The organism is Aquimarina gracilis, assembly GCF_035285365.1.
GTDB classification, from domain to species: Bacteria; Bacteroidota; Bacteroidia; order Flavobacteriales; family Flavobacteriaceae; genus Aquimarina; species Aquimarina gracilis.
Genome location: NZ_JAYKLX010000004.1, coordinates 134,796 through 160,859, shown reverse-complemented (window position 1 = coordinate 160,859; position 26,064 = coordinate 134,796). Strand labels below are relative to the sequence as shown.

Below are 26,064 nucleotides of genomic sequence, written 5' to 3'. Positions count from 1 at the left end.
CGTAAAATTTACATACTTTGGATGCAGAAAGTGAAAATATAAGACTTAAAACAATCAAAAACTAATTTAATTTGTATGAAAACATTTACTAAAAGCGCATTGTTTTTATTGTGGTTGATACCGATGAGCTTTTTTGCTCAGTCGACTGTAACGGGAACGGTGACTGATGCTGGAAATGGCCAACCCATTCCAGGTGTAAATATCATTGTTAAAGAGTCCACAAACGGAACTTCTTCCGATTTTGATGGAAATTATACTTTAAACAATGTAAACGATGGGGATATCATTACGTTCTCATATGTTGGTTTTACACCTCAGGAAGTTGTTTATTCCGGTCAGGGAACAATTGACATTGTATTACAAGAAGATGCAGCAGAACTGGAACAAGTAGTTCTTATTGGTTATGGTGCTTCGAGAAAAAAAGATTTAACAGGTTCTGTAGCCTTGGTAACATCTGAAGACTTTAACGCTGGTAATAACGTTACCGCCGAAAATTTATTCACAGGTCGCGTTGCAGGTGTAAATATCAATACTAACGGTGGACCTGCAGGAAACTCGCAAATCAGAATTAGAGGAGGTGCTTCTTTGAATGCATCAAATGATCCTCTTATTGTGATTGATGGTTTACCAGTTAATGATCCAAGTGACGATGATAATGGATCAAGATCAATTCTTTCTGCAATTAACCCTAATGATATTGAATCATTTTCTGTTTTGAAGGATGCTTCTTCGGCCGCAATTTATGGTAACCGAGGTGCAAACGGGGTTATAATAATTACCACAAAAAAAGGAAAGAAAAACTTACAAGTAAGTCTGGATACCCAAACGAGTGTTACTACTGTAGATAACAAAGTTGATGTGTTTTCTGGTGATGAGTATAGAGCTTTAATTGCTGAAAATTTTCCTAACCGAGTATCTGAACTTGGAACAGCAAATACAGACTGGCAAGACGAAATTTATCGCGATGCTTTTTCTTCTCAACACAATCTTTCTGTAAGTGGATCAATCTTACAGATACTACCTACAAGAGTTTCTGTAAACCGTTCGGATCAAGAAGGTTTAAGAAAAACATCCAAGTTTGAAAGAACAACTACTTCACTTTCTTTAAACCCTCGTCTTTTTAACAATCACTTAAAAATAGATGTAAATGCGAATCTGAATTTCGAAAAGAATAGATTTGCAGAAGGTGTAGAAAGAGATGCGATTACTTTTGATCCGACTCAACCAGTTTTAGATCCAACTTCTCAATATGGAGGATTTTTTGAATATACCGATGCTACCACAGGAATAGCAATACCAAATGTTCAAAGAAACCCTGTTGCCAATTTATTACAAACTCGTAATATCGCTAACGTAAGAAGATATTATGGTAATGCAAAGTTTGATTATCAGTTACACTTTCTACCAGATGTTAGAGCTGTATTGAATCTTGGTATTGATGTTAGCGAAACAAGTAGGTTCCAGGAAAAACCTGAAAATGCTGCTACCGGTTTTAACGCAACCAATGGTGACTTCTTAGGTTCAAAAACAGACACAGAATTTGATACTGAAAACAGGTTATTGGATGCATACTTTATATATAATAAAACATTTGGAAGTGTAAATTTAGAAACTACTGCCGGATATTCTTATCAAAAATTTGAAGCTGAAGAGTTTAAAACTGAGGAACAAAGAGATCCAACAAGAGTCCCTGAAGTATTTATTCCAGCAGATGAAGTTTTAATTGCTTATTTCGCCAGAGCAAATTTAAAAATCAATGATAAGTATTTCTTAACCGGATCGATCCGTAGAGATGGTTCATCAAAATTTGGCGAAGACAATCGTTGGGGATATTTTCCTGCCGCCTCATTTGGATGGCAAATTAGTGAAGAGAACTTCTTGAAAAACTCTTCTACGTTAAGCAACCTTAGATTAAGATTAGGATATGGTGTTACCGGACAACAAGGTGGTATTGCTGCTGACAGATATCTGGAGAGATATTCTGGAAGTAACCAGAATACACAATATATCCTTAACGGCCAAGTTGTAAATATTGTTCAAGCTCAATTTAGAAATGAAGATATTGAGTGGGAGAAGATTACAGAATATAATGTTGGTTTGGATTACGGTTTCTTTAATGACAGAATATCTGGTTCTGTTGATGTATTTAGAAAAGAATCCAACGACTTGTTATCTGAAGCTCCCGTACCAGATGGAGTTAACTTCTCTAACCAAGGATTACAAAATATCGGAAAATTAACTACTGAAGGTATCGAATTCTCGATAGGTGCCGACATAGTTAGAAATGAAAATGTAAACTGGAATGTTAGCTATAATGTTTCTTATCTAAATCAAGAAATCAATGAGTTAGCATTTGGACAAGATATTCTTCTAGGAGGAATCGATGGAGGAACAGGAAATAATATTCAAATTCGCAGACAAGGTGAAGCCCCCCTTTCATTCTTTACATTTGCTCAAGTATATGACTCAAATGGAAGACCAATTGAAGGGGCATATGCTGATCTTACCGGTGACGGTGTGGTAGATAATAACGATAGGTATGTATCTGGAAAAACAAACCCCGATTTTTTAATGGGGCTTCAATCGAGAGTAGATTTTTACAATTTCGATTTTAGTTTCAACCTAAGGGCTGTTATTGGTAATGAAGTCTATAATAATGTGGCATCAGCAAATGCTCAAACAGGAAATTTATTTAGAAATGTATTCAGTAATGCTCCAACGAGCCTATTAGAAACAAATTTCCGTAGCACTCCAGATGTAATCCAATCAGATTACTATGTAGAAGATGCTTCCTTTGTAAGAATGGATAATATTACTCTGGGATATACCCTAAGAGATGTAATGAAAGGAGTTTCTAGTCTTCGTTTATGGGCGGGAGTGCAAAATGCATTCATTATCACAGATTATTCTGGTTTAGACCCTGAGATCCAAAATGATGGTAGAGATCAATCTATCTTTCCAAGAGGACGTACTTTCTTGTTAGGATTAAACTACAAATACTAAAAAATTATAGAAATGAAATTATATAGAAGTTTTTTATACGCATTTCTTTTCATTGGGCTATTCGCTTCTTGTGAAGGAGACCTGGATATCGAATTAAGAGATGATGATGATTTACTAGCCGATGACGTCTTTAATGAACCGGGAGGATATCTTAGAGCTATTGGTGGAGTTTATGGAAACTTATCTGTCGTAGGTTTAGCCGATCCGGGTACTTCCAACCTATCAGGAATCGATGCCGGTACCGGAAACTACATAAGGGGGTTATTTAATCTACAGAGTTTATCGACAGATGAAGTAATCTGGAATTTTGAAAATGACCCTGGTATTCGCCAAATACAACGAAATAGTTGGGACGCAAATAATGTAATTGTTCTTGGTTTTTGGGCAAGAGCTACTTTTGAAATCTCTTTGGCAAATGAGTTTTTAAGACAAACTACAGACGCCAAACTCGATGAAAGAGGTGAAGATGCAGCTACAAGAGCCGAAGTTAGAACTTTTAGAGCTGAAGCAAGGGTGTTAAGAGCATTAGCCAATTATCACTTGTTAGATCTATTCAGTAGAGCTCCATTTGCTACAGAAAATGACCCAGTAGGATTTACAAGAGTTCCTGAAATCGCAGGACAAGAGCTTTTTGAATATATCGAGTCTGAACTACTTGCAGCAGATGCAGATTTATTAGATGTGGCTCCAGGAAATGCTTCTCAATACGGAAGAGCAAATAAAGGAGTAGCAAAAATGATTCTTGCAAAACTTTATCTGAATGCAGAAGTTTACCTTGGAGAAGGTAATGATCGTTTTGCAGATTGTTTAAGAGTTTGTGAAGAGATTATCAATAGTGGATATTCTTTAACGCCGAATTACCTCAACAATTTTAATGCCGATAATAATACTAATGGTGCTCAAAATGAAATTATTTTCCCAGTAATTGCCGATGGTGTTTCGGTAAGAAATTTTGGAGGAGCTGCTATTATAATTCAAGGACAGCAAAATGCTAATGGCGCATTTCAACCAACGCCGCAATCTTTTGGAGTTGGAGGATTTGGTAACCTATTTAGAGTAAGAAGAGAATTATCTGAAGTATTTGCAAATGACGCAATTTTTGCAAATGATCAAAGAAACACTCTGGTTACCGAGGATGTACCTTCAGATCCAGAAAGTACAGATGCACCTGTTCCTAGAGATATTAATATAGGAGCTGATCTTTTAGACACTTCTTCAGGGTTTTTGATGGCAAAGTACTCAAACATTACATCTGCTGGACAACCAGGTCAGGACCCTACTTTTGTTGACACCGATTTCCCTCTATTCAGACTTGCAGATGTATACCTAATGTATGCAGAAGCGCACTTAGAAGGTGGTGGTGGTAGCCGTACAACTGCCTTAGGTTATATAAACGACTTAAGAGAAAGAGCATTTGGTGATGCTTCAGGAAATATTGCTGATGCAGACCTTACTCTAGATTTCATTTTGGATGAGCGTGCCAGAGAATTACACTGGGAAGCACACAGAAGACAGGATCTTATAAGATTTAATCGTTATACTGGAGGATCATATATATGGTCATTCAAAGGCGGACCGCAAAACGGTTCCTCAATTTCTGAAAACTTTAAACTTTTCCCTGTACCTGCATCAAGTAGATCAGCAAACCCTGCGTTAGGACAAAACACAGGATTCGAATAAACAATAAAACTTAATTTATACAGTCATGAAAAAGATATCAATTTTAATGTTTGCATTTGTAGCGATGCTTTGCTTCAATGCATGTGTAGAAGACGAAGACCCTACATTTGTTGTTCAAGAAGATCAAATTGAAGGGCCACTAATTGTTACAGCAAATTCAACGGTAACTTTAGATAAAGATCGAGAAGGAGAAACAGTATTTACACTTGTTTGGGCCAATGCATCTTATAATGTAAATACACCTGTTACTTATAATATTGAAGCAGGTCTAGGGGGAACAAACTTTGAAGTCACGCTTGAAGAACCAATAGTTGCTGAGACTTCCGACCCTTTTTATAGCTGGACTATCAAAGAAATTAATGATCTTGCTATTGCTTTGGGCGTTCCGGCTGACACAGAAGGCTCTATTGACTTCCGTATTATTTCTACTTTAGGAACAAATGGTGGCGCAGCAATTACATCTAATTCAATTTCCGTGACAGCTACGCCTTATTCTGTTTTGGTAGTTGAACCTGGAATCAAAAACCTTTTCTTAGTTGGAAATGGAACTGCTGCTAACTGGGAAAATAACAACAATAATCAACCTGTATTCAGGGATGCTGAAAATACTGATATTTTCTCTTTTACAGGAAAATTTGGTGGTTCTGGAGATTTGTTTAAGTTTCTAGAGCAAAAAGGAGCATGGGCTCCTCAATTTGGTGGAGAAGCAGGTAGTCTCATTGCAAGACCGACAGAAGATGACCCCGACCCTTCACCAATAGAACTTCCAAATGGTACCACAGAGTCTTATTACAAAATTGACGTTAACTTAGCTGATTTAACGTATACGATAACAGATTTTGATGCTTCTTCTCAACCCACTTATACTACTATTGGAATTATAGGAGATTCTACAAATCCAAGTGATGAAGACAATGATGGAACTCCAGATGGGTGGCAAACCGATATGGATATGACTCAGTCAACTTATGATCCACATGTTTGGTATATAGAAGATCTTGTTCTAGTTAATGGTGGAGCCAAATTTAGAGCTGAAAATGATTGGAGTGTTAATTGGGGTGGAGACTTCTTCCCTTCTACTATCAATGGATCAGGAAATGATATCCCAATAACTGGTGGAACTTATGACGTTTGGTTCAATGACCTTACAGGAAGTTTTATTTTCTTACCTAAATAATTCAGTTTGAACAAATAAAAATTGAAATGAAAAACTTAAGAAATATATCAACCAAAACCATCCTCCTTCTTGGAGGAATGGTTTTTGGACTGATTGGCTGTTCTGAGGATGATGAAACTCCGGATCAAGGAGAAGTAATAGTCCCTAGTCAATCCTTAAAGATGGACCTTACTCAGTTTAAAAGAGAAGACGGTGGTGTATTCATGCAAGCCTTTTATTGGGACGTAGAACCCATTGGTGGATGGTATGATCAAGTTGCTTCTGAAGTTGAAGAGTGGGCTAATGCTGGCGTAAATAGAATTTGGCTACCTTCTCCAAGTAAAGGTGCTTCAGGATCATTTTCTATGGGGTACGACCCGATGGACTATTTTGACGTAGGAGAATTTAGTCAAAGAGGTGATGAAAACGTAGAAACTCGTTTCGGATCAAGACAAGAACTTGAAAGTCTAATCCAAAAATCCCATGCAAATAATATCGAAGTTATTGCAGACGTTGTTATGGGACATAACTCTGGTGGTGGGTTGCAATATAATCCATACAGAGATGCAGAGGTATTTAGTCTATTTAATGAAGAAAATGGAAATGCTTCTGGTAAATTCAATAGAAATTTTGAACATTTTCACCCTAATGCAATTGTTGATGCTGATGAAGAAGCACTGTTTTTTGCCGAAACAGATCTTAGCCACGCGGTACCTTATGTACAAGAATGGTTATGGGGCAGGGATGATTCAGTGGCAGAATTCTACAAATCACTTGGTTTTGACGGATGGCGTTTTGATTACGTAAAGAGTTTTGCCCCAAAATGGGTAAAAGCATGGAACGATAAAGTTGGTGGATTCTCTGTAGGAGAAAATTTTGATGGAAACCAACAAGTCTTAAAAGACTGGGTTGATGCTTCTGGTTCTCCTGCATTCGATTTTGCTTGTTTCTATAGACTTGATGAAACTTTGGATAGAGCACAAGATCTTACTGCTTTAGGCGACGCTGGTAACATGTTAAGAAAACTAGATCCTAGCAATGCTGTCACCTTTGCGGCCAATCATGACACTGAAAAAGATGAAAATCCGGATAATAGAATTAGCTACGGTAAAAAATTGTTAGCGTATTCTTATATTCTTACGCATGATGGTTATCCTACGGTTTTCTATCTTGATTATCACGCATTTAAAGGTCAATTAAACACCTTAATTGAAATTTATAATACATTGGCTGTAGGTGATGTTGAGGTTCTAGTAGCTAATAAAGACGAATATATCATGAAAAGAGGCGGAAGCGGAGATAATCCTGGTCTTATTCTTTATATGAATATAAGCCAACAAACCAAACAGTATACTGTTAAAACAAACTGGGCAAATAAAACGTTGGTTGATTATACCGACAATTCTAGAGCAACACCTACTACCAATTCAGAAGGTACTGCTACTATTTATGCACCCGCAGGAAGTTATTCTATTTGGTCTATAACCAAAGAATAGCATTTAAATTCCGTTTGTAACTTTTATTGAGTTAGCCAATAAAATGATTAAAAAGACTGTTTAAATATTTAAACAGTCTTTTTTCTCTTTAGAGACTTTCTTAAAACTTGATATCAAAATCTATTTCTAAAGATTTTCACTTGATATAAAAAACAACAACCTAACTTTTTACAATTAAAACCATTTTTTCAACACTATAACGTTTGAGCTGTAAAATGTTCTTTTGTAGATACTTATAATTACAAAACATCAATTATTTTTGATTATAACAACAGTTTTATCTTCACCTAAAAACACAAATCATGAAAAAAACTATTCTATTACTCTTTCTATTCTTGGGCGTAATTTGCATTTATGCTCAACAACAGAATGCAACTTTTACTATTACTCCTGCCGCTTTTAACGAAACCGATCAAATTACAATCACCGTATCAGAAATTGATCCAAGTATCTGGGGAGTGGATGATATTTATCTTTGGGCATGGTATTTCGATTCTGCAACAGGCAACGGTTTTGGTGCCGCTACCAATGGAGAATGGACCAACTCTAACGAAGCACATAGGTTCACCAACAATGGTGATGGCACCTACTCCTTTACAATGATACCCGCAGATTTTTATAATGCCACAGGAATAGGTCGAATTGGTATGCTTGCCAAGGCAAAAGATGGTTCAGGGGATAAGAAAACACAAGATAATGTAGTTGATGTTGGTGTCTTCGAATTCTCTCTGGTTAGCCCAACCAAAAGTATTACACCAATCCAATCGGGAAACCCTTTGGATATAATTGCAAATACCTCAGTTTCTTCTGACTTTACATTAACTGCAAATGGAGTCGTAGTAGATACAAAAGCTGGAATTACCAATTATTCTAATTCATATATCATTACAGAAAATATAGATTTTAGTTTACAAGCTGTAGAATCAGGTACGTCAAACTCTGCAATTACCCAATTTAGAGCAGTTGTTGCACCAAATGTTAATGAAGCTCCTGTTCCCGAAGGAATGCAAGATGGTATAAATATTGACCCTTCTGATGAATCAATTACTTTGGTATTATACGCCCCCGGAAAAGAATTTGTTCATGTAAAAGGTAATTTTGGTGATAATGATTGGAAAATAGATGACACCTACTTAATGAATAAAGATAGTGCAAGTGATCGTTTTTGGATTACCCTAGATGAGCTATCCGAGGATGAAGATATCCTTTATCAATATGTCGTTGAGGGGTCCATCTCGATTGCCGACCCCTACTCTACTCTTATTTTATCAGAGTTTAACGACATTTACATCGATGATGCTACTTTTGAAAATCTACCAGGGTATCCAACAGGAAAAACAAATCATGCTGTAACCTGGATACAAGTTGATAAAGACCAATACGACTGGGAAATAGAGAATTTTAAAAGACCTGCTGCAGAAGATTTGGTGATTTATGAATTGCTCATCAGGGACTTTGACGAATTACACACCTATGATGCAGTAATTGATCGATTAGATTACCTGCAAAACTTAGGTATCAATGCTATAGAACTAATGCCAGTTTCAGAGTTTGATGGAAACATTAGTTGGGGTTATAACCCGTCTTTCCACATGGCTCTCGATAAATATTATGGTTCTCCTGAAGATTTCAAGAAATTTGTAGATGAATGTCATGCTAGAGGTATTGCCGTTATTCTTGACGTTGTATATAACCATGCTACTGGTCAAAATCCATATTATAGAATGTGGAATGATTGTAATGGTTGCTACACAGGCAAAGTAACATCAGAAAATCCATTTTTCAATATTGAAGACTCCAATACTTCGTTTTCGTTTTTTAATGATATGGATCATGAATCCAATGCAACCGAAGCATATGTTGATCGCCTTAATGAGTTTTGGTTAAAAGAATATAATATAGATGGATACCGCTTTGATTTCACCAAAGGTTTTACAAATACTGTAGGTGATGGTGGGTCATTCGATCAAAGTCGAATCAATATCCTAACCAGAATGAATAACAAGATAAAAGACATTGATCCAAATGCCTATGTTATTTTAGAACATTTCGCTCCCAACGAAGAAGAAACTATACTAATAAATGAGGGAATGATGGTTTGGGGTAACCACAACTTTAACTACAACCAAGCGACTATGGGTTACGACAACTCAGACTTTAGTTGGGCTTCTTACCTTAACCGCGGTTGGGACACTCCCTCAAACGTAAGTTTTATGGAAAGTCACGATGAAGAGCGGTTAATGTATAAAAACTTACAATTTGGTAATGGTAATTCTGAATACTCGGTTAAAGACTTATCGACCGCATTGGATCGAATAGCGCTTGCCGGAGTTTTTTATTTTACCATTCCAGGTCCAAAAATGATATGGCAGTTTGGTGAATTGGGATACGATTTTAGCATTAATACTTGTGAAGATGGTAATGTAGATGAAGGATGTAGAACAAACCCAAAACCAATTCGATGGGATTACTTTGATGATCCAGATAGAAAAGCAGTATATGACATATACACCAAGCTTATTTCGTTAAGGCAAAATGAACCTGTTTTTAAAACGAATAATTTTACAATTGACGCCTCTTCTGATTTTTCAAAATCAATTCATCTAACAAGAGAATCTACAGGGAGAGGAATTAAAAATGTAACCATCATAGGTAATTTTGGTATTGAACCCATTGAAATTGATCCTAAATTTCAGAAAAGAGGTATATGGTTTAATTTATTAGATTCAAGATCTCGACCATTATTTGTAAGAAATGTGAACGCAAAGATTACTTTACAACCAGGAGAATTTAGAATATATGGAGATCGTCCATATTTCCCACGTATAACAATACCATCTAGGCCCGGTCTTGCGATTTACCCGAATCCGGCAAGAACATCATTCTCAATCAAAGAAAAAGCCCAAAAGGTTGGTATATACTCTATAACGGGAGATGTTATAAAGCAATTTGAAGGTGATTTTAGATCCGGGCATAGATTCTCTGTGCGGGATCTTCGAAAAGGGCTTTATATTGTTAAGATCATTAGTAACATGGGTACTGTAACCACAAAATTAAGTGTTAAATAGTGATAACACTCCTATAAGAGCTGTTATTAAATAAAAAGACCGTCTAGAAAAAATCCAGACGGTCTTTTAGATTTATGGTTTAATCTTTATATCTAACCCAAAATCTCCTTAGGTTCAAGATAAGAAGCTTTTTTACTAGGTATAAAAGAACAAATTAAACCAATGATATAAATTGACAAGGTAGAAACGATAATCGAATTTATATATACTTCACTTGCAATATCAAAAACCTTTAATATTGGGAATTGAATTGCTATAATAATACTTATTAAAATTGCTATAGATGAAACAACCATCATTTCGGTCATGAATTGACCACTTATTTTGTTTCGATTTGCACCGATTGCTCTTCGTATTCCTACCTCTTTTTCTCGCTTGCTTATGTTCATAAACAAAATACCAGAAATACCAAAAATGATATTAAGAATCAAAAAGCCTCCTATCAAAGAGAAAACCAAAAGCGGAATTGTAACACTTGAATTTTGTGTCTCGGCCAGTTTATCCAGTTTCTCAATTTCTATTTGCCAATCCTTATCGATTTTAACCAGATCAGCATATAACTTTTTCTCTAAAGCATAATCTGACACAAATTCTTTTTTCTTTACGACCAGCTTATTAATATAATCATCGGCCTTTATAGGCACAATGATACCATAACCCATGCTGTTATAATCATTAAAATGTTTGTAATCGTCTACAACGCCTACAACCTTTATTTTTGTATTACTTTCTGCATTTTTCAAAGTAATATGCTTTCCGATAGCATTTTGTTCTCCAAACCAATTGTACTTTAAAGATCTTGTTATTATAGCCAAGTCCTGTCCATCTGTTGAAGAAAACCATTTACCTTCTAACATATCTAAATCCAAAACCTCACCAAATTCTTTTGACGTAGATATTACCTCTACCGTTTGTCCTAACTCCTTATAGCTAGCATACTTTTTTACCATGTATTTGCTAAAAGGAGCATTCTGAGAACTCAAGGCAAAATCTTCAATCAATTCGTTTTGTTCAAGCTTTTGTAATAATAAATCTCTCTTGGCCGTATGGTCACCTTGAAAGTTAATTGTCGCAACAACGACATCATCCTTCTTTACAGTAGTGGCGCTATCATATCCCTTCCTCAGATTAAATATCCAGCTAAAAATTATAAAGAGTATGATAAATGAAACAAACAGTTGAATAATTAATAAAGCGTTTTGTTTCTTTTTTCTTAATATTAATTTGATAACATGATTCATAACAACAAATTATTAACTATTACTTTTTAAAATACCTATTGGTTCCATTTTTGATAATCTGTAGGCGGGATATGCTCCAGAAATCAAACTAAAAACAAGTGACAGAATTAGTGTAACCAATAACACAAACCAATTAAGCGTAAGGTTAATTTTTTCAAAGAAATAGGCATCTATTACTTTAATGAGAACAAATGAAAGCAGCAAAGCAAAGATTGCTCCCAAAAGGTTGATCATTATATTCTCTACGATAAATTGAAAGAAAATCTGAAGTGACGATGCCCCTACCGATTTACGTATGGCAATTTCATCTGCTCTTTCGCTCATTTTGGTTAAAATTAAATTTATAAGTGTAAGTGCCGGTAAAAACAAAAAGATGAGTATTAAAATCCCAAGTATTGTATAAAACTTTGAAGTACCACTATCATTAAATATATTTCCAAAAGTGTTTCTTGTATAAACTTCTAAAAAGGTATCTGCATGAGAAATCAACTCCTTATTAGCCGCACCCGCATTAGCAGCTGCATTTTTTAAAATTTGAGAATACTCTTTCTTAATTAATGAAGTTGAAGATTTGTCGCTTGCCATAAAAATCGCCCGATAGTTTCCAACAATATCAGTATTCGATTGACTATTCTTGTTCAAATCATGAGGAAGATAAACATTTGCATATACCACTTCCCGCAGGTTCGAACTTTCTTTTACAACCCCGGCAACTTCATAGCTTAAATCATTAATGATTACCTTTTTGCCAACTACTTTTTCAACGTTACCAAAATACTCTTCTTTAAATTCATCAGATATCACAATTAAGTTACGATTATCTGCTATATCCTTTACACCAAAAGGGCGACCTTCAATAAAATCAAAGGAATTTATATCCCAAAATTCGGCATCAGTATATTTATAGGTATACTTAATCTTCTTGTTGTTCAAATAAGTATTAGAAACGTTACCCCCAGATACAATAGATACCTTATCCGGAGTTTTCATTTCCTTCAAAAAATTGTTTGCAAAATAAGGACTAAATCCACCTGTCCTTGATAGATTTGTTTCTTTATCAATTTCTAGAATAGTAAGCACATATAGCTTTTTATTAATATCACCTTCTGGATAACCTGCTCCAAAAAGCTGACTAAAAATTGATGAAAGAAGTACAATAATGGTAAGTGTAAAACAAATACCAAAAAACACAATAAACGAATAGAATCTATTTCGTTTAAGAACCGAAAAAGTTATCTTTAAATAATTGAATATCATAACTACAACAATTATTGATTAACGAATTTGTCCGTCAAAAAGATTAATATTAGTCTTGGCTCTTGAGGCCATTCTTTCATCATGCGTAACCATGATTAATGTGGTGTCGTCTTCAACATTTAGTTTCTCTAACACATCCATAATTTCTGTGGCCATATTAGAATCTAAGTTTCCTGTAGGTTCATCGGCAAGAATTAAAGCTGGTTTTCCCACAATTGCTCTAGCGATTGCTGCTCTTTGTTTCTGTCCTCCTGAAAGCTGGCTAGGAAAATGCTTCATTCTATGTTCCAGACCAACACGAATCAAAGCTTCTTTTGCCATTTCTTTTCTTTTTTTGGAAGAAACCTTACCATACATCAGAGGCAATTCTACGTTTTCAAGAATGGTTAGGTCTTTAATCAAATGGTAATTCTGAAATATGAACCCAATATTTTCATTCCTAAATTTTGAAAGTTTTTTATCTGAAAAAGAATCTATTCTATTTCCATCTATGATTATTTCGCCATCTGTGGGTTGATCCAAAAGCCCCATAATATGTAACAATGTACTTTTTCCACACCCCGAAGGCCCCATAATAGATGCAAAATCGCCTTTTTTTATTTCTAGGTTAACATTATTTAAAGCAGCTGTTTCTACTGTTTCTGTTTTATAAATTTTTTCAATATTTTTTAACTGAATCATCACTAAAATGTTTGGTTAATAAATTTTTTCTTGCTTTTCAAAATCATAAAGTGTTAGCATCCTGATGGTATAGTAAGATGTCCAATAGCTTCTGAAAATCTCTATAAAATCCTGTCTTGCCTCGTCTCTTTCAGAAAAAGCTATACTAAGATCGGTAACACTAAGATTCCCTAATTTGTATGTGTTTTTTGCTATTTCATATTTCTGAGAAGCGATTTTATCTGCTTCTTTTGTAATCTCTATTTGTTCCATTAGGAGATTAAACAATGTGATTTCTGTAAAAATTTCCTGTTGAAAATTTTGTTCTTCTTGTTTAATGGTATCTTCTTCTAATCTTTCATTTGCCCTTGCTGTAGCAATTCTTGACTTGGAACGCCCCCAATCCAAAATTGGCAAATTAAATGTTAAAGCTACATATTGATTTTCCTGAAGATCATCTGCTAGCGTTTCAAATCTATCGGATCTGTTTGAAAATCCAATTCGTGCACTAAGATCAAAACTTAAGCCATTGGCAGACTTTGCCTCAGAAATTTTTTGTTTGGCTTCCAATAACCTACGTTTAAAAGAAATTATATCAGATCTATTTTCCATGGCTTGTTCTAACATCTTTTCTTCTGATAGGACATTGAGAAAACTCGGGTTGGGAAGGATCAAATCAAAATCTACTTCTTTATCGTTAAGTCCAGTAAATGATCGTAACCTAAACTTACTTAACTCAAGGTCTTTATTGGCCTTGATTAGATTTTTTTTACTTTTAAGAAGTTCTAGTTCTAACTGTAGTATTTCATTCTTGCTTACCTCTCCTAATTGAAATTTGGTATTCGCAATATTTAAAATATCTTGAGTGTTGCTAAGACTTGATTTCGTAATTTTTAATCTTTCCTGTGATAATAGGACATCAAAAAACAATTCTGTGGCTGTGAGTGAAATTAACTCTATACTTTCTAAATATTCTTTTTGACTCTCCTCATATTTAAGAGGTTCTATTTTTTTATCCCATTTTAGTTTATTGAACTGAAAAAGAGGTTGTTCTAGTCCAATAGAAAGTAAACTACTATTATATAGTCTTGAATTGTTTTCTAGATCATCAAACCTTTGCAATTCTGAACTTACATATAATGTACTTCCAGTTGCTGCTATACTTTGTTCAAGATTTAAACTTAGAGAAGAATTATTAAAGTTAACGGGCTCGAAAGTGATATTTCCGTCGGGTTGTACCACTTCATTAAATGATCTTGTAAATGAAGGGATGGTTCCGTTTAAAATAAGTTGGGGTTTATAATTCGATAAATAGTTTTTATACTCCCAATATTTGGTCTCTTTTTTGGTAGTCGATTGCTGTTTAGTAATAGATTTATCTTGAGACATTTCTATTACTTCAATTAGGGTTAGATTTTTAATTTCCTGCCCATAAATTAAACTATATAAAAAAAGGACGCATAACAACATCACATGTTTGTGCTTGGTATAAGGTTGCATTGATTTAATCTATGATTTTAATCTTCTTAATATTTTCAAACTTTTCCAGCCCTGCGGTTATAACAGATTCTCCAGGTTTTACGCCAGAAATAATTTGTACATAATCTTTGTTTGCCATTCCGATTTTTACAGAACGTTTAACCGCATAATTATCATCTTGCAGAACGAATACCTCTAATTCTTTTGGCCCTATAAATGACGTCCCATTTGCTACTCGGATTGCCTTTTTTTCTTCTTTGGCAATCAGATGAATTTCTACTTTCATTTTGGGTTTGAAAATCTTATCAAAAGAGTTATCCAATCTTACTCTAAAAGATATTTGATTATCTTTTATTTCGGGATTGATACTTGAGATTTTACCAGGAAATTTTTGATCATTAACTTCGATGTAAGCTGGCATATCAAGATAAAGCATGTCAGAATAGCTGTCAGAAATACTTCCTGTAACTACATAACTTCCCAGATCTGCCAGTTTTACTAGAATTTCGCCTTCTGAAATATTACCTCCAATTTCGGTATTTAAATAGGTGATTACTCCTTTGCGAGGAGCCCTTACATCAGCTTTTTCAAGGTTTTCTTCAATGGTTTTAATCGCTTGCTCCTGAATTGTTAAAGAAACATTTGTTTCATTCTTATTGATCGCCATTGATGATCTTAAGCTTTTCAAATCAAACTCAGATTTTTTCTTTTCTAAATTTAAAATTTCAAGCTGCTTTCTTATTTTTTCGACATCATTTCCTGTTCCACCACCGATTTCCAAAAGTTTTTCGGCCGTTTTCCTATCATCTTGTAATTTTGAAATTTCGAGCGCCTTTACCTTATCACTAATTACCAAATCATGTTGGTTTTTTCTAAGATCTAACTGTATTTTAGCCAGTTTAGACTTCTCGACTTCAAAAAGGTTTCGTTGTTCCAAAAGCTTATTTCGTAAAATATCTTTATTCAAACTCATTATAGTATCTCCTATATCGACCTGTACCCCTTCGCTTAAATACACTTTCTCAATTATAGAAGATACAGGGCTAATAATTACCTCTTCATATTCTGGTTCCAACTTTCCAACGGTAGATATAGCATCTTCGATTTCACCTATTTCTGCGGTATTAATTGTTATCTCTTCTCTATGTATTGATTTTTCAAAAAAACTAACAGTAAGAATCCATAAGGCCATTAATAAAAACAGGCTTATCAATGAAACTTTATAAATCGTGCGTCGTTTTTTCTTTTTCACGATTGATTGATCAATAACTCTATCCATGTCTATAAATATTATTGTGCACGTTTACGGTCTATTAAGTCTGAAGCCAGAATCATCATTGAAAACACAAAAAGGAATATTGTAAAGATTGAAACCGATTCTGATATTTTCACAGAGTCATTATTCATCATCTTAAAGTCAAAATTCACAAAAAACAACATTGACACAAGAATTAATCCGGCTATAACAAGACCTACTACTAGGCTCTCATTTTTTGATTGCCTTACTTTCTTTGCCTCTAGTATTTTCTTATACTTTTTTATAGTATCGGCATTAAAGTTTTGGTTGGGAATTTTTTCAATCCCCTGTTCTAAGATTTTTTTTATTACATCGTCTTTCATAATATCTCCTGAATTTCTTCTTTAAGGTATTTTTCTAGAATCTGTTTCATAGATTTTCTTCCTCTATGTAAAAGAACTTTGATATTTGATTTGCTCAATTTGGTGATATCAACAATTTCAAGAATTTCTTTCTCATTTAAATAAAAGAGATCCATCACTAATCGCTCTTTGGCATTCAGTTTATCCAAGGCAAATCGAATAATGTTTTTTCTTTCATTTTTGATGGTATTGCTATTGGCATCCTTATTACCCAAATAAACATCGTTAAGCTCATCTAAATCTGTAGTCGTCATTGTAGCTTTTTTGAGTTTAAGGGATTCTCTATAGACTATTTTGTAGAGCCAAGTAGAAAACTTTGATTCACTCCTGAACTTGTGAATAGAAAGAAATACATTTATAAAAGCATTTTGAACTATATCTTGAGCCAACTCTTGGTCATTACACACTTTTAAAGCAATCGAGTATGCAAAATCCTTATACTTATCCATTAAAAAATTTAATGCAACCTCGTCGCCTTCTTTAGCCCGCTCTAGATATGCCCCTTCCATATAATCGATCTACTTTTTTTGCGACACGAAATAATATACCAAAAGACCTATACCACCACTCACTAATAAAATAGAAAGGTAGCTTGCAAAATTGTCAAAAGTCTCAAAGTTCTCTCCTAAAACCCTGGCTATCAAAACCCCTAATCCAATAGAAATCAGAAATATGGCTTTACTTAAAACTGATTCTCTTAAATATGTTAATGATTCAGGGTTTGCAAGTCCAACACCTTTTTTAATCATTGTCATTCTTTCTTTATTTTTTGTTTTTAAATAAAAGAAAACCAAGAAGGCAGAAAGGCTTGACAACACTAATAACGGGAATCCATAGTATGTTTGATAATTTTCCATAAGTCAAAAAATTTAATTGTTTATTACTAAGAGATTTTTTCTAGTAAAAAGGTTACAAAATTTTGTAAAAAAGTTTACATGACTAATGTTGGGTGTTTAACCAATAGGTCCACATTTTCTTGTAAGGGTATAGAATACTTAAGGATATTCTCCCAATTCTCTACAATCCCCTGCCATTCCTTTTTATTGTTTAATTTTATTTTTGAAAGGTTTTTGGGTCTAAGTCCAAGTCCAAGTAATAAATGATCGACACCATAAACATCAAAAATGGTGTCTTTAATCCTAGATCGTATAAGCTGTGTTGTAGGGATATCTTGTCTTGACAAAAAACCTATCTCCTGATACAATTCGACCAATGGATCAAAACCAGACGAATTGATTTTTTCTCTCGACGCTTTCCAATATTTGGTATCCAATTTTTTATTGAATTTAAAATGAATAGATAAAAACCATCTTAAATAATCCCAATGGGCGTTCATATTACTATTTAATTCTTTGCGAAATCTTTTATTCGATTTAAGATTAAAAAAACTATTTGTAAGAACTATTATCTGATCTATTATCATATGCAAACCTGTAGATTCAAGAGGTTCGATAAATGCGTAAGAATTACCAATAGCAACAACATTTCCTTTAATAAACTCTTCATGTCTCCCTGTTCTGAACTTAACTTGTTTTACATCTTTATTCATAGTAGGAAACTTCTTCTTCATCTCGTCGTGGGCTTCATCCAAAGAGCAAAACTCACTACAATGCACATACCCTATATGATCTTCATGTCTCAGCGGTATATTCCAACACCAACCATTATTCATGGTTATAGCTCCAGTGTATGGCTTTATTTTTCCATTATGAGGAACGGTGGAAACTACTGCAGTATCGTTGAACAAACTACTTGAATAGCTAACATATTTTGATTTCAGTTTTTTATCCAGTAATAATGATTTGAATCCTGTGCAATCAACAAAAAAATCAAACTCATATTTTTTATAATCCTTATTCACCAAATATGATATCTCTTCTCCATCATTAGTGGTAACAGCATCAATGATTTCATCATCTATATAATTTACACCAAATTCTATTGCCTTTTCTTTTAAATATCTTATCAAGCTTTTATTATCTAGGTGATACGCATATTTAAGTGATTTTGATAAAGAATGATGTTTAGTTTCTTCTCCATTGGGGACTCTAGAAATGAACCCCACATCTTTGGACATCATCAAAGAGTTTAAAGAACAGTAGTTAATGTCATTATTGTGAATAATAGCAGACAATACGTCTTTTCCATCAAATGGATAATTAAAAAAATATTCACCTGGTAGTCCCCACTCAAATTTAATACCTAGTTTCCAGGTCGGTTTTACTTTTTCGTAAAACTCTGCTACATTCAAACCTAAAACATCAAAAAGGTACCCTTTAATAATTGGGGTTGTTGCTTCACCTACTCCTATAGGAGGAATTTTACTTGATTCTATTAATGTTACAGGGATGTTAAATAGTTTTTTTAATGCAAGCGCTGTTAAATACCCTGCTGTTCCACCTCCCAAAATACAAATATCCTTATAGATATCTCCTGTATCATATTCTTTGTTTTGGTAAAATGGTGCACCTTGACTTAAGTGTGGTTTTGATTGTTTAAAGTCATTTATCAATTTTCTATATTGCTCTTCGGATCTTTCCATATCCTTCACTTTTTTGGGTTAACAACTAATATATTATTGGTAATTAAGTATGCGATACACTCAAACACTTGCTTTTTGAAAATCTTAAGATCGTTAGTATTTACAAACTCCAAAATTTGCTCAAAACCTTCGTTGTATGTTTTTGGCGAATCAAAGACGTATACAATTATTTGATTTAAATTGGTGAGGCTTTCTTGGTAAATTCTTTTCGTAATAAAATCGGGTGTTAGTATTGTCAATGCTCCTTTTGGATCAATTGACATATTCGACATTGGGTCTACTTGATTATTTGCCCATTCCCATTTGGTTCTTACAATACCCAGATAACCGTTAAAACCAATTTCATAGTTATCAATATCAGGTTGGTCATAAGCATATATTTTATCGATGAATGCAGAGGTCTGTTGCTCTCTTTCAATATACACCTCATCTTCATAAAGTTGGGTAACGTATTCAAAAACCTGTTTCTCATAATGAAAAACATCATTTACCAATTCCCCATTAATTTGATGTTGTTTGCTTTCAAAAAAATCTATAAAATCATTTGGAGAAATATTCAATGCAAAGCTCGAATCAATTATACGCTTATACATATAAATAGTCTTTGAAAAAGTATATTTACAACTAACTTTTACAATTGCATTTTTAATACTGGATTTACTAATTGTTGTTGTATTAGCCGCCTCCAAATCATCTTGATATGCATCATTAAAAGAGTATTTTTCTTCAACTTTTTTGGAGTTAAGATTCATAATTCTTCCATAATATTCTGGATAATCGATATATAATCTTCTGGTTAGAGCCCTTACTTCTCTTATACTTTGTTTAGTTTTACCGATATAATGAATGTATTTTTTTCCATAAGGAGAAACACCAAAGTGATCTGTAGTATAATAACCAATAGGATCTTTGTCCTTCGTTTTACTTTTCTTAATAGAGTCTTCGTCCATAAAAAATCGTGCATCAAAAAAGCCTTTATGAATTGTGTCATGCTTTTTTGTCAAGTAATTTGAAAGCACCTGTTCTGCTATGTGATTTGCATATGCGGGAGTTTTCATTCTTTTGATTACATCTTTATATTCTGAAAAGAATTTGAACGCTAGTTCTGAGTGTTCTTTAAAAAAACTAACATCAGTTCCGCCAAATACTCCCGCATTGAAAGCTACTACATTATTCATATTGACATTAGATATCCAATCGGGCAATGAACTTTTATCGTCCACTAGTTGCTGTATTTCTTCAAATATTAAGCTATAGAATGCTTTTTTCTGGAATTCGATTTCCTTATTTTGATAAACCAAGGGATGTTCCAGTATTTTTTCGTCCATAGGTTCTGTGATGTAAACATCACCATCAACATGTAAAAAAGGTTCATCTTGCAATCCGTAAGAGAGTATTTTGGGCGCAGCCCATAAATACGTTGGGTAATCAAAATCATCCAAATTTGTGTGAACTTTGGTATAAGGTAAATTCAATAAATCTTTCAAGATATATTTACCATAGCTATCCGTATAAAGTTCAACCTGATCATAGTGTTTCTTTAATTGTAAACAGCTATATGCCCAGCTTATAAAATGATATTTTTCATGTATCCATCCTCCTTCAATTCCGGGTTTGGTCCATAATGTTTGTATAATTTTCATTTCACTTGTGTTATATTTAGACGATCTATCTTTAAGAAAGGTCACTTGTTTTGATGTGCCACAATCTCTTTTTTCTTTGTAAACAATTGATTTTGGAACAATTTGAAATATGATTTCTCCTTTGCTAGTAATGAAAAATGAGTCCCTTCTTCTTTAACCTTACCTTCTTCGAGGTAAAAAATATGGTCTACATCAATTACAGAGCTCAACTTGTGACTAATTAGAATTATGATTTTATTTTGGGAATTGTCGAAAATACTTGAGAGTACGGTCTTTTCTTTCACAGAATCTAATGCCGAGGTGGCTTCATCCAAAATGAGAACACTAGAATTCTTAAGTAGGGCCCTAGCTATTGATAATTGTTGTTGCTGCCCTCCTGAAAGAAGAATACTATCCTGCCCATCACCTATACGTGTGTCCAATTTATTAGGAGTACTAAGAATATAGTCTGAAAGTTGAGCAACCGAAAGCGCTTCCCATAAATCTTCATCAGATGCGTTGAAATCTCCATACAACAAGTTATCCCGTATACTCTTTTCAAAAATTAGAGGCTCTTGTTGCACAAGTGTTACTTTCTCTATCCAGGAAATAGGATTTACTTTAGATAAACAAAGATTTTTATTAAGTATTATCTTTCCTTTTTTAGGCTCGTAAAACTTACACAAAAGATTAATTAACGTACTTTTTCCTGAACCACTGGGCCCAACAATTGCATATTTTTTGCCTCTACTAAAATCTAGTTTTACGCGCTTTAAAACAAGAGTCTCATTATGATTAAAATCTACTTCATCAATACTAATAGATTCAATTGTATTAATTTTGGTATAATTATTCTCCTTAAATGATTCAGATGTGTCTTTAGAAAGAAGAGGAAAAATTCTTTCCATAGAAACTTGAGCTTTAATACAATCGACATATAAAAAGATTAAATCATTTGCAGGGCTATATATACGATTAAGATATTGTATAAAAGCCACCAATGCTCCAACAGTCATTAATTCTGAAATTACCTGATACCCGCCATAACTTAAAACAATTAAAGATCCCATGGCTACGAAAAAAGTAGCTCCATTTCTGCTTATTGAAGAATACACAGTAGATTTTATATATAACCGCAGTAGTTCTTTAAGTTCGATGTCTGCATTATTTAATTCCTTTTTTTGAGCATTGAATACTTTTATCAATTTAATATTCTTGATCACACCAATAAAAAAAGTATATAAATCTCCTTCTTTTGCGCTAGCTTTTTTGATCGTTTTTTGAAGCTTCTTACTATAAAATCTATTAATTAAAATAGAGAAGGGAATCACTAATATGGAGATTAGAAACAACTTAAAATTCAACACCCAAAGCATTGCAATTAAACATGTTATTGTAATGATATTACTAATAAACCTAATGATGCTATGTGTTATAAACGATTGAACCTTGTGGGTCTCCATGTTTATTTTTTGGATAATATCTCCAGACTTGTTTTTTTCGAAATAATTAATATCCCTATTAATCAGATTTTGAAATATGTCTAATTTGATATCATTAACGATCTTATTTCCCAGAAAAGTGCTTAAATAGTCTGAAACAAAACCTACAATGACCCTTAAAAGATATACGATCAACATTAACCCAATTATATAAAACAAGCTTTTTACATCTTTTGAAGGTATTATATCATCGATTATGATTTTTAAAAAGTAAGGAGAAGCCAAATTGGCAATAGTACCCAGCACCATGCAACCAAAAAGCAATACCTCTTGGAAACGATATGGGTAAAGAAACTTTAAAAATCTTTTTACTATGTTAATATTCATAATCGATAGATTAAACAAAACCACACAAGTGTTTCAGGTTATGCAAAAAATTGAAAAACTTTATCCATAATTTCAGTTTCATATTTAGAATTACAGAAAATTACAGGTGCTATTTCTTCCAGTTTTTTGCATAGTTCTAAATGCTCAATATTTTTTGATTTTCCTTCTACTATAAATAGCATCACTGGGCAGCCAGAAGCAGATTTATACACATTCAGGTATTCATATACCTCTTGATAAGAGTTATCTTCATTAATAACGGCAATAAGTGCATCTGGCTTAAGGGACTCTAAAAAATTAAAAGCTTCACTTGAAATGTTTTTCTTACTATTATCAGACATTTTATCCGGAAGTCCGGAAACAATAATATCAGGGTCGTGATAATATTGAATCCCTCTTAAAGCATTGGAAATAAATTCGCGCCGTTCATTACTGTTTAAGGTATTCGTTGAAAAATCGAATAATGGAAAAGAAAAAGCAGCCCCTACCAAATTCCCTTGTGCTACAGAACTCACATACTGCGTATTATAATTTAGTTTTCTAAGTATCTGACAAAATTCTATCTGTTTAGAAATTATCTTAGACGCTCCAAAACCAACAAAGGCTATTACCGGTATTTTTATAGATGGTAAGTGTTTGAATAATGTAAATTCCTTTAAAAGCTCTTTATCTAGTTTTAAGTACTTGATGTTACTATCCGAATTAAATTTGGATTTTAGGTATTCTAACTTTTTCTTGGTCGCTAGATCATAAACTAAAAAAGTTTTATTTTTCTTGATTAATTCTTGAATATTTGCCGACATATAATTATCTGGATTGAAAGTCAAATAATTTGTCATTCTTCCTATTGCCAAAGTATCAAATGTTTTATGCTTATCATCATTCAAAAATGATGAAGGAGCATTATACATCTCAAAAGAGGCTTCTTCCTTCTGTATTTTAAAAGAGTTTAGCTCTTCAAGATTGATATCGATCATAAATTCAAAACTCTTCTCATTCAAGGGAAGCACAATGATATTCTGAGTTTTTTTAGTATTACTTTGACAATCAAAATATTTTGCTGCAGTTTTTTTTATTATAGTAGTCTCTGGAAAATAAGATTCTTCATAGGTATATTCTTCATTTTCAATCAATGCCCCTATACCATGAAAAGCATGACTTTTACTTCTCAACATATCTATTACATCAGTAAAACCTAATGTTTTATTGGCATTAAGAAATTGAGCTATCATACCTGATACTTTAGGGGCAGAAAAGCTACTTCCTACATAATTTTCTCCTAAAAACTTATAATCTCCATTAATTAAGATCTGAATAGGAGAATTTGGTACAAATACAAATCGATTAGCGTTTTCGAATCCCAAATCCCCCACCCCAATTACTTTTGGATAGTACGCAGGAAATGACACCTTATTATGATTACTTGAAGCAGCTACCAATATCACACCTTTATCATATGCCTCACTACATGCTTGTTGTAATTTATCTCCCATGTATTGAGACTCTATTCCCAAGCTAACATTAATAAGATCAACATCATTCTTGAGACACCATCGAATTGCTTCTACCAAAACATCCTCATCGCTTTTTGGATGCTCATCAAATATTTTGGCATTATATATTTCGATGTTTTTATCATATGATGCAATGATATCTGCACAAACTGTCCCATGACCTAAATAATCATTAACATCTTCCTCAACAGAGTGTACCACCACATTATCTTGAGCCTTAAACATTCTAATGCTCCTGGCGACTTTGTCTTTGGCATTAAATATCGAAAAATCAATCCCGCTATCTATTATTCCAACTTTTAGCATACTTCTACACTACCCGATCTTGCAACGATTTGACTTGGTGCTGGTTTCTCATCTTGAGAAGAAAAGTTTTGTTCAAAAATTGAGATCATTCTCTCATCCATGAAGTATTTCCAGGCACTGCATAACTTACTTTCAGCTTTTGATACAAACCTCATATTACAGCTTTCTTCGCAAATGGGTAATACCTTACATGTTCTGCAATCTGCTTCTTTAGTCTTGTCAAACTTTCTATAATGCTCCATCCCCTCTTTTTTGACATCAAATTCACTAATATGCTGAACTCGCATATCGGTATCGTTAATCGTATTATAGCATTTATGCACATATCCACCATCATCGATCGAAACAGAATTTGGGCTTTCAACAGTCCCGCAATAAAACTCGGCAAAGCTTGGGTAGGCCACTCTTAATTTTCTGGTTCTCTTATCATTTTTTTCTGCCCAATTGTTATAGTGCTTAAGCTTTAACAAAGAAAAATCTTCTCTAGATTTCTGATAGTCATAACTAGTATAGTAGATATCTTTATCTTGATTATAGCCCAAGTAGTTATAAAACTTTGGTGCCCATTCAAAATCGATTAAGTTACTTTTCTGGGGCCAAAGTCCGCGTTCTTCCAGATCATCAAACATATAACTTAAACCGTCAAAAACTTTTCTATCACCATTAATTCTAATCGTAATATGAAACTTATTATCAGGCATTATTGCCAGGTTATCCATGATCTTGTTATATGTTCCTTTCCCATTCAGGTATACACGCATCGTATCATGCATTTCCTTATTACCATCGATGGTAATTTGAAGATCTGTGATTCTACATCTTTCAAGCATCTCCCATGTTTCGGCATCCAGAAGTGAACCATTTGTTATGATATTTGCTTTAAAGTCAATATCATTTTCATCTGCCAGTTTTATAATAAATTCTGAAAATTCTTCTACTGTTTTTTTCCGCACCAATGGTTCTCCACCAAACCATTCGATTCTTATCTTTTTGATGGGTTCTGCATGAGGTTTGTAAACCGTATCTTCTACAAACTTTTTAAGAGCGTCCATATTTTCTTTTCCAAGATACTTTGTGTCCTTATTGGTAGCACTTTTATCCCCTTGATAGCAATATGGACAATTCATGTTACACATGTTTGTTGGTGCAATTACCATGAATAATGTATCAGATCTATCGCACTTTTCTCTATTTGCATTGGCTCTATCTGCAACCACATCAAATTCATCAATATCTGAAGATATCACCATGCCATATTTCATAAGCATTTCAATAACCTCACCATCCAGATAATGAATCTCCATACTATTTAATTTGGAAACTCTTTTTCCTGTTTCCCAATCTAACTGAATCATAGAATTGGAAAGAGAATTATAAATAATATACAATTGCTCCTTTTCATAAGGAACAAAGAAATTGTAATAACTAAGTTTTAATTTTGGTAACATAATTGTATTTGTTGATTCAAAACAGCAGGAATACTCTTGACTGTAAATTATTAGTAAATAGAATATTAAAAGATGATTGTCTAAGGGAAAAAAACTCTATTATT

Annotated in this window: 18 protein-coding genes; 5 read left to right on the top strand and 13 right to left on the bottom strand. The window is 33.5% G+C overall.

Features of this window, described 5'->3' with window-relative positions:
* Positions 1–75 precede the first annotated feature (75 nt).
* The 5 genes from U6A24_RS09295 to U6A24_RS09275 all read left to right on the top strand — a co-directional run bounded on the left by U6A24_RS09295 (position 76) and on the right by U6A24_RS09275 (position 10,403).
* Positions 76–3,003 (top strand): SusC/RagA family TonB-linked outer membrane protein, encoded by a 2,928-nt coding sequence (locus U6A24_RS09295; protein WP_324179687.1) that lies wholly within the window; start codon positions 76–78, stop codon positions 3,001–3,003.
* A gap of 12 nt (positions 3,004–3,015) precedes the next feature.
* Positions 3,016–4,683 carry a RagB/SusD family nutrient uptake outer membrane protein gene (locus U6A24_RS09290; protein ID WP_324179686.1) on the top strand — a complete coding sequence of 556 codons (1,668 nt, stop codon included), beginning with the start codon at positions 3,016–3,018 and terminating at the stop codon, positions 4,681–4,683.
* 25 nt (positions 4,684–4,708) lie between these two features.
* On the top strand, positions 4,709–5,860 hold the full coding sequence (locus U6A24_RS09285) for a SusE domain-containing protein (protein ID WP_324179685.1): 1,152 nt from the start codon (positions 4,709–4,711) through the stop codon (positions 5,858–5,860).
* A 26-nt stretch (positions 5,861–5,886) separates the two neighbouring features.
* Positions 5,887–7,335: an alpha-amylase gene (locus tag U6A24_RS09280; RefSeq protein ID WP_324179684.1), complete on the top strand. Its 1,449-nt coding sequence runs from the start codon at positions 5,887–5,889 to the stop codon at positions 7,333–7,335.
* 302 nt (positions 7,336–7,637) lie between these two features.
* The gene (locus U6A24_RS09275; protein WP_324179683.1) at positions 7,638–10,403 is read left to right on the top strand and encodes an alpha-amylase family glycosyl hydrolase; all 2,766 of its coding nucleotides are present in this window, start codon (positions 7,638–7,640) and stop codon (positions 10,401–10,403) included.
* A 92-nt stretch (positions 10,404–10,495) separates the two neighbouring features.
* On the opposite strand, the gene U6A24_RS09270 is transcribed toward U6A24_RS09275, so the two are convergent.
* The 13 genes from U6A24_RS09270 to U6A24_RS09210 all read right to left on the bottom strand — a co-directional run bounded on the left by U6A24_RS09270 (position 10,496) and on the right by U6A24_RS09210 (position 25,960).
* Entirely contained in the window at positions 10,496–11,644 is a 1,149-nt protein-coding gene (locus tag U6A24_RS09270) for an ABC transporter permease (RefSeq protein ID WP_324179682.1), read from the bottom strand.
* A 12-nt stretch (positions 11,645–11,656) separates the two neighbouring features.
* Positions 11,657–12,901: an ABC transporter permease gene (locus U6A24_RS09265; protein WP_324179681.1), complete on the bottom strand. Its 1,245-nt coding sequence runs from the start codon at positions 12,899–12,901 to the stop codon at positions 11,657–11,659.
* An 18-nt stretch (positions 12,902–12,919) separates the two neighbouring features.
* Entirely contained in the window at positions 12,920–13,582 is a 663-nt protein-coding gene (locus U6A24_RS09260; protein WP_324179680.1) for an ABC transporter ATP-binding protein, read from the bottom strand.
* A 15-nt stretch (positions 13,583–13,597) separates the two neighbouring features.
* Positions 13,598–15,061 (bottom strand): TolC family protein, encoded by a 1,464-nt coding sequence (locus U6A24_RS09255; protein WP_324179679.1) that lies wholly within the window; start codon positions 15,059–15,061, stop codon positions 13,598–13,600.
* 4 nt (positions 15,062–15,065) lie between these two features.
* Positions 15,066–16,319 (bottom strand): efflux RND transporter periplasmic adaptor subunit, encoded by a 1,254-nt coding sequence (locus U6A24_RS09250; RefSeq protein WP_324179678.1) that lies wholly within the window; start codon positions 16,317–16,319, stop codon positions 15,066–15,068.
* An 11-nt stretch (positions 16,320–16,330) separates the two neighbouring features.
* A complete protein-coding gene (locus tag U6A24_RS09245) occupies positions 16,331–16,660 on the bottom strand; it encodes a hypothetical protein (RefSeq protein ID WP_324179677.1) in 330 nt (109 codons plus the stop codon).
* Positions 16,657–17,208, bottom strand: coding sequence for an RNA polymerase sigma factor (locus U6A24_RS09240; protein WP_324179676.1), 552 nt, complete (start codon positions 17,206–17,208; stop codon positions 16,657–16,659). The genes U6A24_RS09245 and U6A24_RS09240 overlap by 4 nt, the downstream gene beginning before the upstream one ends.
* Positions 17,209–17,217: 9 nt before the next feature.
* On the bottom strand, positions 17,218–17,556 hold the full coding sequence (locus tag U6A24_RS09235) for a DUF6249 domain-containing protein (protein WP_324179675.1): 339 nt from the start codon (positions 17,554–17,556) through the stop codon (positions 17,218–17,220).
* A gap of 74 nt (positions 17,557–17,630) precedes the next feature.
* Positions 17,631–19,241 (bottom strand): tryptophan halogenase family protein, encoded by a 1,611-nt coding sequence (locus tag U6A24_RS09230; RefSeq protein WP_324179674.1) that lies wholly within the window; start codon positions 19,239–19,241, stop codon positions 17,631–17,633.
* A gap of 5 nt (positions 19,242–19,246) precedes the next feature.
* Entirely contained in the window at positions 19,247–20,884 is a 1,638-nt protein-coding gene (locus U6A24_RS09225; RefSeq protein WP_324179673.1) for a DUF6734 family protein, read from the bottom strand.
* 41 nt (positions 20,885–20,925) lie between these two features.
* Entirely contained in the window at positions 20,926–22,692 is a 1,767-nt protein-coding gene (locus tag U6A24_RS09220; protein ID WP_324179672.1) for an ABC transporter ATP-binding protein, read from the bottom strand.
* A gap of 38 nt (positions 22,693–22,730) precedes the next feature.
* Entirely contained in the window at positions 22,731–24,512 is a 1,782-nt protein-coding gene (locus tag U6A24_RS09215; protein WP_324179671.1) for a S8 family serine peptidase, read from the bottom strand.
* On the bottom strand, positions 24,506–25,960 hold the full coding sequence (locus U6A24_RS09210; RefSeq protein ID WP_324179670.1) for a radical SAM/SPASM domain-containing protein: 1,455 nt from the start codon (positions 25,958–25,960) through the stop codon (positions 24,506–24,508). The genes U6A24_RS09215 and U6A24_RS09210 overlap by 7 nt, the downstream gene beginning before the upstream one ends.
* Positions 25,961–26,064 lie beyond the last annotated feature (104 nt).

Coding starts and splice junctions, on each gene's coding strand:
- U6A24_RS09245 (WP_324179677.1), bottom strand. CDS start 16,660: ATGAAAGACGATGTAATAAAAAAAATCTTAGAACAGGGGATTGAAAAA.
- U6A24_RS09225 (WP_324179673.1), bottom strand. CDS start 20,884: ATGAAAATTATACAAACATTATGGACCAAACCCGGAATTGAAGGAGGA.
- U6A24_RS09250 (WP_324179678.1), bottom strand. CDS start 16,319: ATGGATAGAGTTATTGATCAATCAATCGTGAAAAAGAAAAAACGACGC.
- U6A24_RS09210 (WP_324179670.1), bottom strand. CDS start 25,960: ATGTTACCAAAATTAAAACTTAGTTATTACAATTTCTTTGTTCCTTAT.
- U6A24_RS09265 (WP_324179681.1), bottom strand. CDS start 12,901: ATGATATTCAATTATTTAAAGATAACTTTTTCGGTTCTTAAACGAAAT.
- U6A24_RS09220 (WP_324179672.1), bottom strand. CDS start 22,692: ATGAATATTAACATAGTAAAAAGATTTTTAAAGTTTCTTTACCCATAT.
- U6A24_RS09255 (WP_324179679.1), bottom strand. CDS start 15,061: ATGCAACCTTATACCAAGCACAAACATGTGATGTTGTTATGCGTCCTT.
- U6A24_RS09285 (WP_324179685.1), top strand. CDS start 4,709: ATGAAAAAGATATCAATTTTAATGTTTGCATTTGTAGCGATGCTTTGC.
- U6A24_RS09260 (WP_324179680.1), bottom strand. CDS start 13,582: ATGATTCAGTTAAAAAATATTGAAAAAATTTATAAAACAGAAACAGTA.
- U6A24_RS09230 (WP_324179674.1), bottom strand. CDS start 19,241: ATGGAAAGATCCGAAGAGCAATATAGAAAATTGATAAATGACTTTAAA.
- U6A24_RS09235 (WP_324179675.1), bottom strand. CDS start 17,556: ATGGAAAATTATCAAACATACTATGGATTCCCGTTATTAGTGTTGTCA.
- U6A24_RS09280 (WP_324179684.1), top strand. CDS start 5,887: ATGAAAAACTTAAGAAATATATCAACCAAAACCATCCTCCTTCTTGGA.
- U6A24_RS09240 (WP_324179676.1), bottom strand. CDS start 17,208: ATGGAAGGGGCATATCTAGAGCGGGCTAAAGAAGGCGACGAGGTTGCA.
- U6A24_RS09215 (WP_324179671.1), bottom strand. CDS start 24,512: ATGCTAAAAGTTGGAATAATAGATAGCGGGATTGATTTTTCGATATTT.
- U6A24_RS09295 (WP_324179687.1), top strand. CDS start 76: ATGAAAACATTTACTAAAAGCGCATTGTTTTTATTGTGGTTGATACCG.
- U6A24_RS09290 (WP_324179686.1), top strand. CDS start 3,016: ATGAAATTATATAGAAGTTTTTTATACGCATTTCTTTTCATTGGGCTA.
- U6A24_RS09270 (WP_324179682.1), bottom strand. CDS start 11,644: ATGAATCATGTTATCAAATTAATATTAAGAAAAAAGAAACAAAACGCT.
- U6A24_RS09275 (WP_324179683.1), top strand. CDS start 7,638: ATGAAAAAAACTATTCTATTACTCTTTCTATTCTTGGGCGTAATTTGC.